General features: G+C 67.6%; 11 protein-coding genes. 4 read left to right on the forward strand and 7 right to left on the reverse strand.

What is annotated here, in order from left to right; genetic code table 11:
* Position 1 precedes the first annotated feature (1 nt).
* Positions 2-1,534 (forward strand): catalase, encoded by a 1,533-nt coding sequence (locus tag ACFUEJ_RS00675; protein WP_058252802.1) that lies wholly within the window; start codon positions 2-4, stop codon positions 1,532-1,534.
* A gap of 87 nt (positions 1,535-1,621) precedes the next feature.
* Positions 1,622-2,902, forward strand: a complete 1,281-nt coding sequence (locus tag ACFUEJ_RS00680) for a competence/damage-inducible protein A (protein WP_388026966.1) — start codon at positions 1,622-1,624, stop codon at positions 2,900-2,902.
* A gap of 59 nt (positions 2,903-2,961) precedes the next feature.
* Here the strand turns inward: ACFUEJ_RS00680 and ACFUEJ_RS00685 are convergent, their stop codons facing one another.
* The 5 genes from ACFUEJ_RS00685 to ACFUEJ_RS00705 all read right to left on the reverse strand — a co-directional run bounded on the left by ACFUEJ_RS00685 (position 2,962) and on the right by ACFUEJ_RS00705 (position 11,030).
* Complete coding sequence (locus ACFUEJ_RS00685) at positions 2,962-4,608, reverse strand: acyl-CoA synthetase (RefSeq protein WP_159371660.1); 1,647 nt, start codon at positions 4,606-4,608, stop codon at positions 2,962-2,964.
* Positions 4,609-4,903: 295 nt separating this feature from the next.
* Positions 4,904-6,601, reverse strand: coding sequence for an HNH endonuclease signature motif containing protein (locus ACFUEJ_RS00690; protein ID WP_242697030.1), 1,698 nt, complete (start codon positions 6,599-6,601; stop codon positions 4,904-4,906).
* A gap of 415 nt (positions 6,602-7,016) precedes the next feature.
* Positions 7,017-8,093, reverse strand: coding sequence for an acyl-CoA dehydrogenase family protein (locus ACFUEJ_RS00695; protein WP_388026971.1), 1,077 nt, complete (start codon positions 8,091-8,093; stop codon positions 7,017-7,019).
* An 8-nt stretch (positions 8,094-8,101) separates the two neighbouring features.
* A complete protein-coding gene (locus tag ACFUEJ_RS00700) occupies positions 8,102-9,307 on the reverse strand; it encodes an acyl-CoA dehydrogenase family protein (protein WP_388026974.1) in 1,206 nt (401 codons plus the stop codon).
* Between the two features lie 46 nt (positions 9,308-9,353).
* Positions 9,354-11,030, reverse strand: a complete 1,677-nt coding sequence (locus ACFUEJ_RS00705; protein ID WP_259935713.1) for an AMP-binding protein — start codon at positions 11,028-11,030, stop codon at positions 9,354-9,356.
* 115 nt (positions 11,031-11,145) lie between these two features.
* Here ACFUEJ_RS00705 and ACFUEJ_RS00710 point away from each other — a divergent pair, with 115 nt between their 5' ends.
* A complete protein-coding gene (locus ACFUEJ_RS00710; protein ID WP_249356272.1) occupies positions 11,146-12,465 on the forward strand; it encodes an MFS transporter in 1,320 nt (439 codons plus the stop codon).
* A 133-nt stretch (positions 12,466-12,598) separates the two neighbouring features.
* A complete protein-coding gene (locus ACFUEJ_RS00715) occupies positions 12,599-13,552 on the forward strand; it encodes a DUF808 domain-containing protein (RefSeq protein ID WP_388026979.1) in 954 nt (317 codons plus the stop codon).
* Positions 13,553-13,603: 51 nt separating this feature from the next.
* Here ACFUEJ_RS00715 and ACFUEJ_RS00720 read toward each other — a convergent pair whose 3' ends face one another.
* Together ACFUEJ_RS00720 and ACFUEJ_RS00725 are read right to left on the reverse strand one after the other, a co-directional pair.
* Complete coding sequence (locus tag ACFUEJ_RS00720; RefSeq protein WP_388026982.1) at positions 13,604-14,386, reverse strand: sulfite exporter TauE/SafE family protein; 783 nt, start codon at positions 14,384-14,386, stop codon at positions 13,604-13,606.
* Between the two features lie 217 nt (positions 14,387-14,603).
* Positions 14,604-15,710, reverse strand: a complete 1,107-nt coding sequence (locus ACFUEJ_RS00725; protein ID WP_388026985.1) for an ABC transporter ATP-binding protein — start codon at positions 15,708-15,710, stop codon at positions 14,604-14,606.
* Positions 15,711-15,713 lie beyond the last annotated feature (3 nt).

Below are 15,713 nucleotides of genomic sequence, written 5' to 3' on the forward strand. Positions count from 1 at the left end.
TATGTCCGACGATTCTCTGTTCACCACCCGGGATTCGGGAGCACCCGCGGGGAGTGACGAACACTCCCTGACGGTTGGCGCCGGCGGCCCGATCGTCCTGCACGATCACTACCTGATCGAGCAGATGGCCCAGTTCAATCGCGAGCGCATCCCCGAGCGCCAGCCGCATGCCAAGGGCAGCGGCGCTTTCGGCACTTTCGAGACGACGCAGGACGTCTCGGCCTACACCTGTGCCGCACTGTTCCAACCTGGCGTGAAAACCGAGATGGTGGCCCGGTTCTCGACCGTTGCCGGCGAGCGCGGCAGCCCCGACACCTGGCGTGACCCGCGTGGTTTCGCACTGAAGTTCTACACCGACGAAGGCATCTACGACATGGTCGGCAACAACACGCCGGTCTTCTTCGTCAAGGACCCGATGAAGTTCCAGCACTTCATCCGTTCGCAGAAACGCCGTCAGGACAACAACCTTCGCGATCACGACATGCAGTGGGACTTCTGGACGCTCTCGCCGGAGTCGGCGCATCAGGTGACTTGGCTGATGGGCGATCGGGGGATTCCCAAGACCTGGCGCCACATGAACGGATACAGCTCGCACACCTACCTGTGGGTCAATTCCGAAGGTGTCAAGCACTGGGTCAAATACCATTTCAAGTCCGACCAGGGAGTCGAGCACCTCACCCAGCACGAGGCCGACCAGATGGCTTCTGCGGACACCGATTTCCACACCCGGGACCTGTTCGAGAACATCGCGGCGGGCAACCATCCGAGCTGGACTCTCAAGGTGCAGCTGATGCCCTTCGACGACGCGGTGAGCTACCGCTTCAACCCGTTCGACCTGACGAAGGTGTGGCCGCACGGCGACTACCCGCTCATCGAGGTCGGCAAGATGACCCTGCACACCAATCCGGTCGATCACCACACGCAGATCGAGCAGGCCGCGTTCGAGCCGAACAACGTCGTGCCGGGTATCGGTTTCAGCCCCGACCGCATGCTGCTCGCGCGCGTGTTCTCCTATGCCGACGCCCATCGCCACCGGATCGGCGGCAACTACAAGCAGATCCCGGTGAACGCGCCGAAGAACGAAGTGCATTCGTACTCCAAGGACGGGGCGATGCGCATCCACAACGTCCCCGACCCGGTCTACGCACCCAATTCCAAGGGCGGCCCGTCGGCGCTGTATCCCGGCCAGGGCGAACCGCAGTGGGCGGCGAACGGGGAGATCCTGCGCAGCGCCTACGTGGACCATCCCGAGGACGACGACTGGGGCCAAGCGGGGACGATGGTCCGGGAGGTCTTCGACGACGAGCAGCGCGAACGTTTCGTGGACAACGTCGTCGGGCACCTCCTCAACGGTGTCTCCGAACCGATCCTCCAGCGTGCGTTTGAATACTGGCATCGCGTCGACCCCGACATCGGTGCGCGGATCAAGTCCGGTGTGACCGAGAAGCAGGACGAATCCGATCCGAAGGCCGATGACCAGGCCAACCCCGCCCGGTCGTCCGCCCAGGAGAAGGCCAAGGCCGAGAAGGCCTGACATTCTCCGCGCAGTGCGCACCGAACCGTGGAACGCGCCCTCTGACGGGGGCGCGTTCTGCGTCGGTGGCCTACTAGGCTCGATGGCGTGAGTGTGCGCGCAGGCATCGTGGTCACCGGAACCGAAGTCCTCACCGGCCGGATCACTGACCAGAACGGGCCCTGGCTGTCCGAGGAACTCCTCGAACTCGGGGTGGACGTCGCCCACATCACGATCTGCGGCGACCGTCCCGCCGACCTCACCGCGCAACTGCGCTTCCTCGCCGAGCAGCAGGTGGATCTGATCGTCACCAGCGGCGGGCTCGGCCCCACCGCCGACGACCTCACCGTCGCCACCGTCGCCGAGTTCTGCGGCCGCGAACTACTCCTCGATCCCGGACTCGAGGAGCACATCGCCGCGATCATCCAGCGTTGGCGCGGGATCGGATTCGACGTCGATTCCGGCCCGACGAGGGCGGGTATCCGCAAGCAGGCCTTGGTACCGGTGGGGGCGGTTCCGGTACCACCGACCGGCACCGCGCCGGGTGTCGTCATCCCCGCGGCGGCCGGCGTGCCGACGATCGTCGTCCTGCCCGGCCCGCCCTCGGAGCTGCAGGCGATGTGGCCGACCGCGATCGCCACGGCGGCTGTCGCCGACGTCCTGTCCCGCGCCGACGATCTGCGTCAGGCGACCGTCCGCGCCTACGGTCTCCTCGAAGCGGAACTCGCCGAGACGCTGCGATCGGCGGAGACCGCGATCCCCGCCTTCGGGCAGCTCGAGATCACCACCTGCCTGCGGCGAGGCGAACTCGACATGGTCACCCGATTCGCCGCAGCTGATGCGTCGGTCTACGACTCCCTCCTCGACCTCCTCGTCGAACATCATGGGCGGCAGATCTTCTCGACCGACGGCTCCACGATCGACGATCTCCTGGTCGACGCCTTGGACGGGCGACTGATCGCGACTGCCGAATCGTGCACCGGCGGACTCGTCGCGGCCCGGCTCACCGACCGGCCCGGCTCCTCGGCCTATGTGATGGGCGGCGTGGTGTCGTACTCCAACGACGCCAAGTCGGATCTGCTCGACGTCCCGGCCGAGCTCATCGCCACGCACGGAGCCGTCAGCGAGGAGGTCGCCGCCGCGATGGCCGAGGGTGCGCTCGCACGGTTCGGAACCGATGTCGCGGTGTCGACCACCGGAGTGGCCGGCCCCGGTGGCGGCACCGAGACGAAACCGGTCGGCACCGTGTGCTTCGGTGTGGCTCTACGCGACCGGCCCACGGTCACCGTCACGCGCAAGTTCCCCGGTGACCGCGAGCGTGTCCGGTCGCTGACCACCACTGCCGCACTGCATCTCGTCGTACGCGCGCTGACCTCGGGCACTTCCTGACGCGAGCCAACCCCCTGCTCCCTGAGGTGCGAGGAGCGCAAACGACGAGCCTCGAAGGGTCAGAGCGGGCCGGTCGGGAGGTGCCGGCGGACGAGCTTGCCGGTGGGGTTGCGGGGCAGGTCATCGACGAAGACGACGTCGCGGGGCACCTTGTACCGGGCGAGGTGCTTCTTGGCGTGCGCCTTGATGTCCTCAGGCGTGGGGTTCGCATGTTCGGCGGCGACGATGAAGGCGCGCAGACGTTTTCCGTATTCGTCGTCGTCGACGCCGATGACCGCCACGTCGTCGATGTCGGGATGCTCGCCGAGCAGGTTCTCCACCTCGAGCGGGTAGACGTTCTCGCCGCCGGAGACGATCATGTCGTCGTCGCGGCCGTCGATGTGGAGGAGCCCGTGCTCGTCGAACCGGGCCATGTCGCCGGTGGACATGTAACCGTCGATGATCTCCTTGTTGCGGCCGTCGGTGTACCCCTCGAACGGGGCGCCGTTGCGCACGAACAGCCTGCCGCGCACGTTGGTCCCGGAGATCCGGTTGCCCTTGTCGTCGAAGAGCGCGAGTCGGCTCGTGACCGGTGCGCGGCCCACCGTCCCCGGTGCCAGACGCAGCTCCTTCGGTTGCGCGACCGTGGCGATCGCGACCTCGGTGGAGCCGTAGAGGTTGTAGAGCACGTCACCGAACGTGTCCTGAATGGCTTCCGAAAGTGTCGGCGACAGAGCCGAACCCGCGAGCACGACGATCTTCAGCGACGACACGTCGTACTTGCCGATGACGTCGGGACCCAGGGCGACCATGCGGTGCAGCATGGTCGGGACGGCGACCAGCACCTCCGCCTTGTGCTCGGCGATCGCGGCGAGGGTCTTCTCCGCGTCGAACCGACGCATCACCACGGTCTTGTTGCCCAGCGCCGTCCCCACCCCCCACAATGCGAAACCGGTGGAGTGGAAGATCGGCGAGACGATCACCATGGCGCTGCGCTGCGGCAACGAGATCCGGTCCAGCAGAAGCGCACTGGCGAACGGTGACATCTTGGATCGCTGGGCGCCCTTGGGCAGTCCGGTCGTGCCGCTGGTGAGGATGACGAGTCCACCCCACGCGGCTGGTTCGGGCGGAGTCGACGTATCGCCGGTGGCTGCGATGTCGTCGAGGGTCTGGACGCCGTCGCCGACGGGGCGGTTGCCGTCGATCCAGGTGACGATGCGCAGGGTGTCGGCGGGGAGGGAGTCGGCGAGGTCGGTGAACTCCTCGTCGTAGAGCATCGCCACGATCTTCTCGCGTTCGGCGACCTCGGCGAACTGGGTCTTGCCGAAGCCGGTGTTCATCATGGCCAGGCGGAACCCGGCCTTGCCCGCGGCGCTCATGGTGGTGAGCAGACCCCGGTGGTCCCGCGCGATGACGCCGATGACCGATCCCGGCTTGATGCCGGACGCGAGCAGGTGGTTGGCGAGTGCGTTGGCGTGCGCATTGAGTTCACCGAAGGTGAGCTCGCCGTGCTCGTCGGCGACGGCTCCGGCCTCGGGATACTCGTCGGCACCGTGTGCCACAGCCGCCGCACACGGACCGATGATCTTGGCCCGCTTGACCGTGGTCAGCAGCTCCTTGGGTTTCGTCGGATCCACGAGACCCGATCGCCGCAGGACCTTGAACGCCCCAAAGGCATCCTGCGCCGATTCCACCACCGTGCCGACCGCACCGGTCACCGAGACCATGTCCACCCCACCTTCCGCGGCTGGGCCGCGTCGTCGCTCTCTTCCGGTTCGCTGCGCGCCCGACGCACCCTGGTCACCGTCGTCACCAGCCGTGCCACAGGTGCAGGATATGCCGACCATGCCGACCGATGTCCGTTTCACCCGAATCGGTTGTCACACTGATCAGTTCACCGCATTTCGCACTCAGGTCACCGTTCGCCGTCCCGATGGGGTCGACCGAACGGCGATCTCGTGGCGACAGGCTACCAAGTCTGACAACTCGCGTCATCAGATTGGAGCCCCACGTGCTCTCGGGTCAGTACGGCGGTGGGTCGATGCGGTCGAGTTCTTCGCGGGCTCGTTTGTTTCGGGCGCGTTCTTGTCGCCGGCGGGCCAGTTTGGCGTCCAGTCGGCTGTGTGTGCGCTCCGGGTTGTCGGAGGCGATGACCCGTGGTGTGGGTGGGGCTTGGGCGGCTTGCTCGAACCGGATCCGCCGAAGGTTCGGGAAGGTGTCTTCCAGCGTCTCGGCGTCGCCGGGCAGAGTGACCCCTTCGGGCGTTTCGTATTCGGTGACCAGGCGACCGTCGTCGTCGCGGTACTGCACATCAACCCAGTCCCCGTGGGTCTTGAAGAGGTGACTGGGGCGGCATTTGGTGTTGAGGTTCTCACTCGACGTCGCCCCACCCCGGGCGGGGTCGGTGTGGTCGTACTCGGTGACATGGTCGAGATCGCACGCGAATGCCGAACGGGTACAGCCGGGTTCGGTGCAATACCCGTCCCGCACCCGCACGAAATCAGCACACGACGCGGTGGGCCGATACCCGTTGCCGGGATGGGTCGCCGGATACACCACCGCCACACCCGCGGCGGTGACATCGGTCGAGTCGCCGAAGTGGGTTGCGGTGGAATGCTTCTCGCTGTCGGCTCGGGTGTCCTCGGCTGGTGCCGGGCGTTGGGCGGTCCGCCGCTGGTCATCGTCATTGGTGCTGGGGGCGACGTAGGTGGGTTGGGTGCGGGCGGGGGTGACCGGGGACAGCGTGGCGTCCGGGCGGGCGGCGAGGTCACGGACATGTTCGTCGCTGATGATGCCGTGCTCGTCGAGAAACCCGACCCCGGGTGCCCCGGCCAGGGTCGCGGCATCGGTCACCACATGGATCACGACCTCGGCGCGGACCGCGTCGAGGACGCTCTGTGGATCCGGGATGTCGGCGGTGCAGGGATCGTCGTCGTCGCATTGGCAGTCGAAGCTGGTGCGGGTCAACAGCGCGAACATCGCATCGGATCGGCGTATCCCCTGGGTGCGGGCGTCTCGCTTACAGACCGTGTCGGCGAGGATGGCGACGGCTTTGGCCGAGATCCGCACGTTTTCCGCTGACATGACGGCGGTGAGTTCGGCGGTGCCGTCGGGCAGTTCGTGGGTCCACACCCCACGCTGATCCAGAGCATCTTTGCGGCGTTGCCGTACCGCGTCGGGGTCGTGGCGGAACACGAGGCGGTCGACCATGTCCCGCAGCCGCGCCCGATCCCACACACCTGTTCGGCGACGCACCGTGTCGGCGATCTCGGCATCCAACGCGGGGGTGATCGGGTCATCGGTGGGGATCAGTTCGGTGCGGGAGATGACCAACCGGATCTGCCACTGCGACAGGACCCCGTCACGCAGGGTGTCGGCAACCTCGGGGAGCCGATCCCGCAGCGCGATCGCCTCATCGATCAGGGTTTCGGCGTGCCGGCGCGACACCCCGGCTTGGCGGGCGATGCGGGCGGCGCAGTCGGCGTGGCCGTCCATGACGAACCCGGACGCGCTGGTGGTGATCAGGCGGTCGGTCATCGCCGCGATCGTCTGATAGCGGTGCCAGGCGAGGTAGGACTCGCCGCGTCGTGTGGCGTCGAGGCCGGCCATCAACATGACCATGTCGGTCTCGGCGGCGTGGGCAGGATCGACCCCGGCGATGTACTCGCCCGGTAGATCGGTCCACGCCTTCACCACGCCCCCCGACGCCTGTCCACTCACCCGCTGCGACCAGGTGATCCGTTGAAAAACAATGTAAACCCGACCACCGACAATTCCGGATGAGTCTCCACAGGAGTGACATCGTTGTCGACGAAATAGATTCTGGGCGTTGCGGTATGGTGCCGCCCGGGTTGGCGATGGCTGAGATCGTCGGGTCGCCAGGTGGTTTCGACACGGCGACTCGCCTAGCGGCTCGTTGCCGGCTCAACCAGCGGGGGTGGGCGACTCGCCTAGCGGCTCGTTGCCGGCTCAACCGGCGGAGGTGTGCCAGCTCAACCAGCGCGGGGAGGGGCGCCTCGCTCCGCTCGGGGCCGGCTCGACCAGCGACGGATTTCGCGGCTGCGCGCCGAGCGCTCCGCAGGTCAGCGACGACGAGTAGGTCGAACGCGCCGATCCGGAACCACTCCGCCGGCGCTCACACCGACGCCGCGCGGGCCCGTCCGAGCATGGCGCGCGCGACGGTGTCGACGTGCACGTCGTCGTCCTGGAACAACAGCTGGTCGGTCTTGGCCCGCCGGAAGTGGTGATGCAGCGGGTGCTCCCACGTGAACCCGATCCCGCCGTGGATCTGGATGGCCTCCTCCGCGGCGTACATGGCGGCCCGCGAGGCCAGCACGCGAGCCGACGCGGCCCGCTCGGCCAGATCCGCGTCGTCGAAGCGGTCGACATCCGCGGCGTCGAGGACCGTCGCCTCGGCGAGCTCGGTGGCAACGAGCATGTCGACGAGGCGGTGTTTGAGCGCCTGAAACGATCCGATCGTGCGACCGAACTGCTGACGCGTCTTCGCGTAGTCCACCGTCATCTCGAGGCACCGGCGGGCGATACCCACCTGCTCGGCAGCCAGGGCGATCATCAGCAGCGACCGAACCCGGCGCAGCCGCTCCTCGAGATACGGGCCCGACACCCGGGTCGCCTCGACACCGGTGAACTCGACAGTCGCGAACTCTCGTGTGAGATCCAGGCTTTCACGCTGGTGGCGGCCGACACCGGCAGAGCCACCGTCGACGACGGCGAGTTCCACACCGGACGCGGTGTGCGCGACGACCACGAGCACGTCGGCCGACGCCGCGTCGAGGACGACGTCCTGCCGTCCGTTCAGGACGAGCGTTCCCTCATCGGTGACCTCCGCACCGATCGACGAGGAGACCACGGCGCGGCCGCAGACGAGTGCGGCGCGCCGCTCCCCGGACGCGATGGCCGGCAGGTGTGCCCGTCGCCCCTCGTCGTCGGCGGCATGGAGCAGGGTGAGGCCGGCCATGATCACCGACGAGAGGTACGGCGAGGAACCGAGACAGCGACCGTGGGCGGTCATCACGACCGACGCGTCCTTCACCCCGTACCCGGCCCCGCCCAGATCCTCCGGAAACGGGATCTCGGTCAGTCCGAGTTCCCGAATCGACGGCCAGACATCCTGCGCCGGAGCGTGTTCCGACCACGCATCGGTGAGGGCGGCCTGCAGATCGCGCTGCTCCACGGTGAGTTCGATGGGCATGTGTACTCCTAGCGGGGTTCGCGCGGCAGTCCGAGGCCGCGTTCGCCGATGATGTTCCGTTGGATCTCGTCCGAGCCGCCCGCGATGCGGTACCCGGGTGCGCCGAGCAGATGCTCCGACCATGCGAACGTGTCGGGCTCGCCGGTGTCGGCGACGATCCGGTCGCCGAGGAACGACGCCGCGGCGTCGCCGACGCGCTTCAGGTTCTGCGTCCACACGAGTTTGCCGATGGAGCCCTCGACACCCGGCACGGCACCCGCCCGTTCACGTTCGGCGTAGCGCGCCACCATGAGGGCCGCCGCCCGTTCATAGATCGCGGCGTCACCGAGGCGCCGGCGGACCAACGGGTCGTCGGACAGTCCGAGACGGTCGGCCAGGCGGGCGAGGTCGACGCTGTTACCGCCGGCACTGACGATCCCGGCGCTGGAGTTCCGCTCGAAACCGAGTGTGGTGAGCGCGACCTTCCATCCGTCGCCCTCGGCACCGACCCGCAGGGAGTCCGGTAGTTCGACGTCGGAGAGGAAGACCTCGTTGAACGTCGACCCACCGGACATCTGCCGGATCGGCCGCACCTCCACGCCGGGCGTGTCCATCGGGACCATGAATGCGGTCATGCCCTTGTGTTTCGGCGCCGACCGGTCGGACCGGGCGATGAGCAGACCCCACTCGGAGAACTGCGCGCCGGAACTCCACACCTTCTGGCCGTTGATCCGCCAGGTGTCCCCACTCCGAACGGCTTTCGTCGACAAGCCGGCCAGGTCCGAACCCGCCCCGGGCTCGGAGAACAGTTGGCAGCACAGCTCGTCCGCGCGCAGGAAGGGGCGGACGAACCGCTCCCGCTGCTCGTCGGTCCCGAGTGCGTGCAGGGTCGGCGCCACCAGTTCGACTGTCACCAAAACGTTCTCGTGGCGTTCGGGGGCCTGGTATCCGCGCTCTAGGTTCACGTAGACGCGTTCGTGGCCCGCGGTGAGACCCGGTCCGCCCCAGTCCGGGCCCCAGGTGATCGCGCCGAAGCCCGCGTCCACGCGTCGGGCCTGCCACGCTCGCGCCGCGTCGATCAGCGCACGTTCCTCGTCGTGTGTCCGGTTGTGGAAGATGGCGTAGGTCGGGTCGTGCTCCTGTGCAGCCCGCGCCGGGAGTTCGGCGTCGAGCCAGGCCCGCGCCTGTTCTTCGTAGTCATCGAGCGTGATCGCGCCCGGTGCGGTCGTCGTCATTCTCGTCGTTCCTGTCCTGCTCGGTCGTGCTGTCCTGCGGGATTTCTCACCGTTCGTGCGCCGCCGAGATGGTCACGGCCTGCATCTGCGGCGGTGTGGTCGTGCGGTCGCGGGTCCAGTCGCGGAGGGCGAACTTCTGGATCTTCCCGCTGGCCGTCTTCGGCAGGGAGTCGACGACGAACACGCTCTCCGGGACCTTCTGCATCGCGATTCCTCTCGCGGAGAGGAACTCTCGAACCTCTTCGAGGGTGAGGTCGACGGCGTCCCGGGTGACCACGAACGCGCACCCCCGCTCCCCGGTTCGGGCGTCCGGCCCGGCGACGACCGCGATCTCGGCGACCGCGGGATGCTCACTCAGTTCGTTCTCCACGTCGTGGGTGCTGATCTTCTCGCCGGACCGATTGATGATGTCCTTGATCCGGCCGACGATGTGGATTCCACCGTCGGCATCGAAGTAGGCGAGATCACCGCTGCGGAAGAACCCGTCGGCGGTGAAGGCCTCGTCGTTGAGCGATGCGTCGAGGTACCCGAGGAAGGTGTCGGGCCCGCGCCACAGCACCTCACCGACGACGCCGGTCGCAGCGATACCCCCGGCGCCGTCGGACACGATGACCTCGGTCGGGGCGAGCACGCGGCCATCGGTCCCGGTACGCAGGCGGGGTTCGTCGGAGCGATTGGCGGACGTCACCGACGGCCCCTCGGTGGCGCCGTACATCCGCGTCACGGTGCCCAGCACCTCGGTGGATCTGGTCACCAGCGAGTCCGGGATGTCGGCACCCCCGCAGATGATGTAGCGCACCGACGGTGTGCGTACGCCACGCGCGACGGCCGCGTCCACGAGGCCACGTAGGAACGGGGTCGCGAAGATCATGAAGCTGGCGCGCTCCTCGAGCACCCTCGTCAGTGCGACCTCCGGGTCCCACGCGCCCTGGAGCACCACCGGCGCACCGAGGAGGAAGGGCAGGGTGAGGGCGCAGTTCACGCCCGTCACATGCGTCACCGGCGACGGGTTGAACACGACGTCGCGCTCGTTGAGTCCGAACGTGTCGATCATCGACATGTTCTCGAACACGAGGGTGTTGTGACTGTGCAACGCGCCCTTCGGATCCGCGGTGGTCCCCGATGTGTACAGCAGCAGGCATACGTCGTCGGGATCGGCGGGCGGCAGCGCGCGCACCGCCTCGATCATCTCCGGCGTCGCGGACGCGATCAGATCGGCGAGTCCGACGGTCTGGTCGTCGGCTGCTGGACCGCCGGTCGTGACGACCAGGTCCAGTTCCGGAAGTCGTTGTCGGAGAGTTGCATACATCTCGACGTGATCGAATCCTCGGTGTGTTCCGGGAACGAAGGCGACCTTGGTGCCTGCCTGGCCGAGAATGAACCCGACCTCGCGTTCCCGGTAGATCGGCACGATCGGGTTGCCGACACCACGGACCCGATGGATCGCATGGAAGACGACGACCGCCTCGGCCGAGTTGGGGAGCTGGAACGACACCACGTCGCCCGGCTGCACACCGCGGTCGTGGAGCGCCGCGGCCAAGCGCAGGGATTGCTGTTCCACATCGGCGAAGGTCAGCCGCCGGTCGCCGTCGATGACCGCGACCGTGTCGGGATACCGCGCGGCGGCCCGCTCGAGGAAGTGGTCGACCGTCTGGTCGCGCCAATGCCCCGCCGCCCGGTAGCGCACGGCGAGATCAGGACGTGGAGAGTGCTTGGGACGCATGGTGATTCCTCCGGATGCTCTTGCCGATTGCTCGTGACGCGTTCTACAGTAACCCACGTCTCACTAAATATGTACATATTAGTGCCCCCAGAGTCCATTCCCAGAAAGAGACCTCATGGCATCCCAGGATCGACGGAGCCGGCGAGCGGTCGTCGCGGCCGGCATCGGAACGGTGGTCGAGTACTACGACCTGACGGTGTACGCGTACCTCGCGGTCGTGGTCAGCCCGCTGTTCTTCCCCAGCGATGACCCGACCGCCTCGCTGTTGTCCAGCCTCGCCGTCTTCGCGTCGGCATATCTGATGCGGCCGATCGGCGGCATCTTCTTCGGACGTCTCGGCGACCGCTTCGGCCGCAAACGAGCGCTCCTGGTGTCGGTGATCCTGATGGGTGTGGGCACCACGCTCATGGCCCTGCTGCCCACTTACGCCGCGGTCGGGGTCCTCGCGCCGATCCTGCTGGTCATCGCCCGGTTGCTCCAGGGCTTCTCGGCGGGCGGTGAGCTCGGCGGCGCGCTGACCTACGTCTACGAGATCGTCGGACCGAAGCGTCGCGGTCTGGGCGGATCGATCGTTGCACTGGGCTCGAACAGTGGCTTCGCCCTGGCTGCGATCGTCGTCGCGACCACCTCGGCACTGACCTCCGAGGCCCAGATGGACAGTTGGGGCTGGCGCATCCCGTTCGTCGCCGGCCTGCCGCTGCTGGTGCTCTGCCTGTGGCTGCGAACCCGCATCGAGGACTCGCCCGAGTTCACCAAGACCGCCGAGCGGCGCGAACTGCCGAAGGCGCCGCTCCGAGAGCTGTTGCGCAGCCAACCCGCCCAGGTCCTGCAGGTCCTCGGGTTGGGTATCGCTCAGAACGCGACCGGGTACATGGTGCTCACCTACATCGGCATCCACCTCGTCCGCGAGGGTGGATGCAGTCAGACCGCGGTCACCTGGACCGCCGCCGGCGTGATCGTCTTCATCGCATCGTGTATGCCATTGGCGGGAATCCTGGTGGACCGCTTCGGAAGTCGCCCCGTCCTCATCGCCGGACTGCTCACCGCCGCCACCCTCGCCTACCCCGCGATGGCTCTGATGACCGGTCACGGCCTGGCGGTGGCCGCCATCGCCTTCGCGGTGTTCGCATTGTGCACCCCGCTGATCCAGGTCGCCACCGCGCCGCTGTTCCCGTCGCTGTTCGACACGAAGGTTCGTCTGACCGGCGTCGCGCTCGGCTTCAACCTCTCGACGGTCTTGGCCGGCGGGACCGCCGCCTACATCGCCACGTGGCTCATCGACCGCACCGGCAACTCGCTCTCCCCCGCCTACTTCCTCATCGGTTCGAGCGCGATCGGTCTGCTCACGCTGATGACGATCCGGCGGAAGCGCGGCGGACTCGGCGACGCCGGCGGCGCTGCCGACGACACCCCGGCCGTTCCCGCGCGTACCTGACCCGGCCCGGCGTCTTCCGACGCCCGACAACCGAATCCGACGAAACGGACGCGGACCGCCTCTGCACGGTGTGGTCCGCGTCCGTTTCGGCATACTGTTCGCGAACTCAGTTCCTCGAATCCCGGAGGTTCACGTGGCCAGTGGTCTCGTCGCCCTGCTCGATGACATCGTGACCCTCACCCGGGCGGCCGCCGCATCTCTCGACGACATCGGCGCGGCGGCCGGTAAGGCCAGCGTCAAGGCGGCGGGAGTCGTGGTCGACGACACCGCGGTCACACCTCGCTATGTCCACGGGTTCACGCCCGACCGCGAGTTGCCGATCGTGCGCAAGATCGCCCTGGGCTCGATCCGCAACAAGTTGCTGATCATCCTGCCGGTGGCGATGATTCTCAGCCAGTTCCTCCCACAGGCGCTTCCCTACCTGCTGATCGCCGGCGGCCTGTTCCTCTGCTTCGAGGGCGCCGAGAAGGTCTGGGAGGCGATCGGCGGCGGCCACCACGCCGAAGAGCAGACCGCTGGCCAAGCCGGTCCGGAGTTCGAGAAGACGATGGTCAGCGGCGCGATCCGCACCGACCTGATCCTGTCCGCCGAGATCATGGTCATCTCGTTGTCCTCCGTCGAGTCCGAACCGTTCTGGACCCGTCTCGCGGTCCTCGTGGTCGTCGCCTTCCTGATCACCGCGCTCGTCTACGGCGTCGTCGCCGTCATCGTGAAGATGGACGACGTCGGGCTGGCACTGGCGCACCGCGAGTCGCCGACGGTGCAGAAGATCGGCCGCGGTCTGGTCCGCGCCATGCCCAAGATCATGTCGACGCTGACGGTCGTCGGTATCGCGGCCATGCTCTGGGTGGGCGGCCACATCCTGATCGTCAACGTCGGCGAGGCCGGCTTCCATTGGCCCGCCGATCGGCTCCACGACGTCGAGCACTGGTTCGAAGAGCTGGTCCACGGCGGCTTCGGCGCCGTGCTGTCCTGGACGGCCGGCACCGTGCTCTCCGCCGTCGTCGGCCTCGTGGTCGGTGCCATCATCGTGGCGATCCTGCACGTCATCCCGCGGCGCAAGAAGGACACCGCCGCCGCGCACTGACCCGAGGCCCGTCGACTGGGCGTCGATTCACGTCGACCGTGCACCCCGGGATCACGCGAGCAGTCGCCAGAGGCCGATGAGCCCGACGACGACGATCACCCCGCGAAGCGCGCGGGGGGAGAGGCGCCGCCCGTACCTGGCGCCGAGGAAACCGCCGATGAGCGAGCCGACGGCGATGGCCGCCGCGGCCCACCAATCGATCCGGTCGAACGCGACCAGCGTGTACGTGACGGCGGCGACGACGTTGACCACCAGGGACAGCAGGTTCTTGGCCGCGTTCAGCCGTTGCAGGTGGTCGGGGACGACCACCCCCAGGACGCCCATCAAGAGGATGCCCTGCGCGGCGGTGAAGTAGCCGCCGTAGACACCGACGGCGAATGTGCCGAGGGTCATCGCCGCGACCCGCAGGGGACCGAGATGCGATGGCGTGAGGTCTCCGCCGAGAGAAGTGCGGGTGCCCACCCATCTCTGGATGTAGGGCTGGGCGACGACGAGGATCAGCGCGGCGACGAGCAAGATCGGGACCACGGTCTCGAACACCGTCTCCGGCAGATGGAGCAGAAGCCAGCAGCCGGCGATCGCACCGGTGAACGACGCCGGAATCTGCCACCGGAGGCGCGGCCACTGGCCCTCGAGTTCACGCCGGTATCCCCACGTTCCGGACACCCCGCCGGCGACGAGGCCGATCGCGTTGGACATCGTCGCGGTGACGGGCGGGACGCCGAACGCGACCAGCGTCGGGAACGTGATGAGGGTTCCGCTGCCCACGAGGGCGTTGATCGCGCCCGCCCCGACGCCGGCGACGAGTACGACGACTAGTTCCCAGATGGTCACAGTCTCCGAGGGTGCCCTTCGAGATCTACAGCGGCTGCACCGGGGTGGTTTCGACAGGGCTCAACCAGCGGAGAACAGGGCCCAACCAGCGGAGTACACGGCTCGACCAGCGGAGAACAGGGCTCGACCAGCGGAGAACGGGGCTCAGCCAGCCGAGAACGGGGCTCGACCAGCGGAGAATCTCGCGTCGCGAGACGACGCCCAGTCGACGGGTCGGTCAGTTGATGCGGTCTCCGGTGGACGGGTCGAAGAGGTGCACCGCACTGTCGGACTGGCGCAGGCGGATACCCTCACCGCGCTTGGCCGGAGAGCGTTCGGCAGACCGCGCGACCATCACCATCGGATCGCCGTCGAGGTTGCGGACCGAGTCGTCGGCGAGGTTGGCGTAGATGTAGGTCTCGCTGCCGAGTTCCTCGAGGAGGGCGACGTCGGCGTTGAGTCCGGTGCCACTGTCGGACAACGCGAGGTGCTCCGGACGGATGCCCACGACCACGGACTCCAGACCGGAACGACGCAGCGCGGCCTGCGCTTCGGCGTCGATGTCCACGGCGGCACCCGACACGGTGATCACGCCGTCGACGACCGGCGCCACGAAGAGGTTCATCCCCGGCGAGCCGATGAACCCGGCGACGAATGCGTTGACCGGGCGGTCGTACAGTTCCGTCGGCGTGGAGAACTGCTGGAGCACACCGTTCTTCAGGACAGCGACACGATCCCCCATCGTCATCGCCTCGACCTGGTCGTGGGTGACGTAGACGGTCGTGGTGCCCAGACGCCGCTGCAGGGCCGCGATCTGGGTACGGGTCTGGACGCGGAGTTTGGCGTCGAGATTCGACAGCGGCTCGTCCATGCAGAAGACCTGCGGTTCGCGAACGATGGCCCGCCCCATGGCGACACGCTGCCGCTGACCACCCGACAGCTTCGCCGGCTTGCGGTCGAGGAAGTCGGTCAGGTCGAGCAACCGCGCGGCCTCGGCGACCTTGCGCTTGCGCTCGTCGGCGGGCACGCCGCGCATCTTCAACGCGAAACCCATGTTCTCCCCGACGGTCTTGTTGGGGTACAGCGCGTAGTTCTGGAAGACCATCGCGATGTCGCGGTCCTTGGGCGCGACGCCGACCATGTTGTCGCCACCGATCCGGATCTGACCCGAGTCGATCTCTTCGAGCCCGGCGAGCATGCGCAGGGCGGTGGACTTGCCCGAGCCCGACGGTCCGACGAGGACCACGAACTCACCGTCGTCGATGTCCAGGTTCAGTGAGTCGACGGCGAGTTTGTCCGCGCCGGGGTAGACGCAGCAGGCCTTGTCGTAGGTGATGGAAGCCATGAT

Origin of the sequence: Gordonia sp. NPDC057258 (genome assembly GCF_042668985.1) — a bacterium.
In the GTDB taxonomy this organism is placed as follows: Bacteria; Actinomycetota; Actinomycetes; order Mycobacteriales; family Mycobacteriaceae; genus Gordonia; species Gordonia hongkongensis.

Excerpts from the sequence above, each read along its gene's own strand:
- ACFUEJ_RS00675 (WP_058252802.1), top strand. The coding sequence starts at position 2 with ATGTCCGACGATTCTCTGTTCACCACCCGGGATTCGGGAGCACCCGCG.
- ACFUEJ_RS00685 (WP_159371660.1), bottom strand. The coding sequence starts at position 4,608 with ATGGTCTCGGTGACCGGTGCGGTCGGCACGGTGGTGGAATCGGCGCAG.
- ACFUEJ_RS00695 (WP_388026971.1), bottom strand. The coding sequence starts at position 8,093 with ATGCCCATCGAACTCACCGTGGAGCAGCGCGATCTGCAGGCCGCCCTC.
- ACFUEJ_RS00700 (WP_388026974.1), bottom strand. The coding sequence starts at position 9,307 with ATGACGACGACCGCACCGGGCGCGATCACGCTCGATGACTACGAAGAA.
- ACFUEJ_RS00705 (WP_259935713.1), bottom strand. The coding sequence starts at position 11,030 with ATGCGTCCCAAGCACTCTCCACGTCCTGATCTCGCCGTGCGCTACCGG.
- ACFUEJ_RS00710 (WP_249356272.1), top strand. The coding sequence starts at position 11,146 with ATGGCATCCCAGGATCGACGGAGCCGGCGAGCGGTCGTCGCGGCCGGC.
- ACFUEJ_RS00725 (WP_388026985.1), bottom strand. The coding sequence starts at position 15,710 with ATGGCTTCCATCACCTACGACAAGGCCTGCTGCGTCTACCCCGGCGCG.